General features: G+C 59.2%; 2 protein-coding genes. Both read right to left on the bottom strand.

The window, feature by feature from the left end; all coding sequences use genetic code 11:
• Positions 1–225: 225 nt before the first annotated feature.
• Positions 226–1,260 (bottom strand): ABC transporter substrate-binding protein, encoded by a 1,035-nt coding sequence (locus VL202_RS19505; RefSeq protein WP_325465738.1) that lies wholly within the window; start codon positions 1,258–1,260, stop codon positions 226–228.
• Between the two features lie 164 nt (positions 1,261–1,424).
• A partial coding sequence (locus VL202_RS19500) for a cation diffusion facilitator family transporter (protein ID WP_325465737.1) occupies positions 1,425–2,142 on the bottom strand: 718 nt, incomplete at its 5' end.

Genomic DNA, 2,142 nt, shown 5'->3' with positions numbered 1-2,142 from the left:
GTTTGGCAGTTCAACAACGATTGGAATGTTTAGAAGGTTAGCGAACGTTCCAATTAAATTCCTCGCGATCCCGAACCGCCGCCTGGAAGCGGTTATACAGCGCGTCGACTTTGGCAGCGGGGCGGGTTGCCGGGCGGGTCTGCATGACGTGTCTCCATGGCTTTGATGGCGTTGAGAAGAGGCCTCCTGCTCGAAGAGGCCTCTTCTCAATTTGGCGGCCGCTCGTCACTGGCCGGCTTTGACCGCGTTCCAGATGTCGGTGCGCTTCGTGAAGTCTTCCACCGGTTCCGCCCACAGGAGGCGGCTCGCATAGTCGAAATCCGTGGATTCGGAGACGGTGTTGCCGAGATTGAAGCGGGTCGTGAGCTCGGAGCTGATCCGCTTCTCGAGAACGAAGTTCAGCCAGGCCAGCGCCAACTCCTCGTTCTGAACCCCTTTGGTCATCGCCCAGACATCGATCCAGCCCGAAGCTCCTTCATCAGGGATCGCATATCCGACATTGTGGCCCGCTTTGCGGAAAGCGCCGGCGGCCTGCTCGCCCCAAGGGGTGAAGATGAGATCGACCGAGCCGGCCTCGTAGACCTGGAGACTTTCTTCGGACGAGGAATAGTAGGAGAGCATGTTGTCGCGCAGTGCGGACAGCCGCGCTTTCACCTTGGTGAACTGGTCGTCCGTGAGCTTGTAGGGGGACTTGATTCCCAGGGACAGCGCCACCATGGAAATACCGACTTCGCTGGTATCCGAGACGATGACCTTCTGCTTGTATTTGGGATCCCAGAGAACCGACCAGGATGTCGGCGCCGGCACCACCCGGTCCTTGTCATAGATCAGCCCGATGGATCCAAACGCAAACGGCACGCCATAGACTTTGCCGTCACGCGTCGCGCCGACAATCTTTTCGATGTTCTGGAATTGCGGCAACTGGTTTGCGCGATTCGGGATCTTGGTGATGTCGATCGGCTTGAAGAGGTTGTTGTCGACGAATTTGTCGACCCCGGATGTCGAGACCGAAACCAGATCAAAATCGGCTCCGTCGCTGCCCTTGATCTTCGTCCACATTTCATCGTCGGAAGACAGGTAGACGACCTGAACGTCAGCATCATACTTCTTCTCGAATTCTTCTACCCAGTCTGGTTCGGCATATCCCTCCCAGACCAACAGTCGCAATTGATTCTGAGCCGCCTGCGCCGAATAGACCAGCATGGGAATGCTGAGCATCGCCCAGAGTGCCAGGACCATCCAACGTTTCATGGTCGACATGGGGCATCCTCCTGATTGTTGTTGTTCTTGAATACGAACGGTTTTTTCGCACATGCTACATATCAGCGAGCGGAAATGGACACTTGACCCCATGTCGGCAAAACTTGACACAAACACCGCGCAGTCCGGTTGCGGCCGCGCGGGCCGTCCTGGCTAGAGTTTGATCAGTCGGCCCATTCCGCGTCGGTGGTGAAGGCGATGGTGAGCCAGCGGTCGGGACCCTCGCCGCCGATCGCCTGGCCGATCTCGTCGCGGATGCGATCCCATTCCTCGAGCCGCCTGGCCGGCCAGCCCAGGGGCGCGATGAAATAAAGCTCGATCTGGCGGCCGCGGCCGACCCTGGCGACGTAAGCGCGATGCGCGAGAAAGCCGTGGCGCGCGACGATCGCCCGCGCCACCTCATCGACCTGCTGCTTGAGATCGGCGGGTGTCACCAGGAGAATATCGGCCAGCGCCTGCCTGACCGTGCCGATCGGCAGCGGAATGATGACGAGGCAGACCAGCGCCAGCACCAGAGGATCGATATAGGGCGAGAGATATTGGTATTCAGTCTCCTGGATGAGATGGCCGATGATGAAGGCGACAAGCAGTGCGCCGGTGATGGCGCCCGTCATCAGCCAGGCTTTCGCGTCGAGCGCCAGGAAATCGGATTTGATGCGGCGGTTGGCGCGCCTGTCGAAGTCGGCCATGGCGAGACAGACGATCAGCGTCACCACGGCATAGACAATGGCGATGTCGAATTCGAGGGCGCGGCCGCCGGTCATCAGGCTGCCGATGGCATTGATCAACGCATAGATGGCGGCGCCCATCAGAAGCACGCCATTGAGCAGCAGCACCATGGGCTCGAGATGCCAGAAGCCCATGGTGAAACGCTCGACGAGG

This window comes from Pararhizobium sp., from assembly GCF_035497515.1.
Lineage (GTDB): Bacteria > Pseudomonadota > Alphaproteobacteria > Rhizobiales > Rhizobiaceae > Pararhizobium.
This window is presented reverse-complemented; position numbering and strand designations above follow the sequence as displayed.

Excerpts from the sequence above, each read along its gene's own strand:
- VL202_RS19505 (WP_325465738.1), bottom strand. The coding sequence starts at position 1,260 with ATGTCGACCATGAAACGTTGGATGGTCCTGGCACTCTGGGCGATGCTC.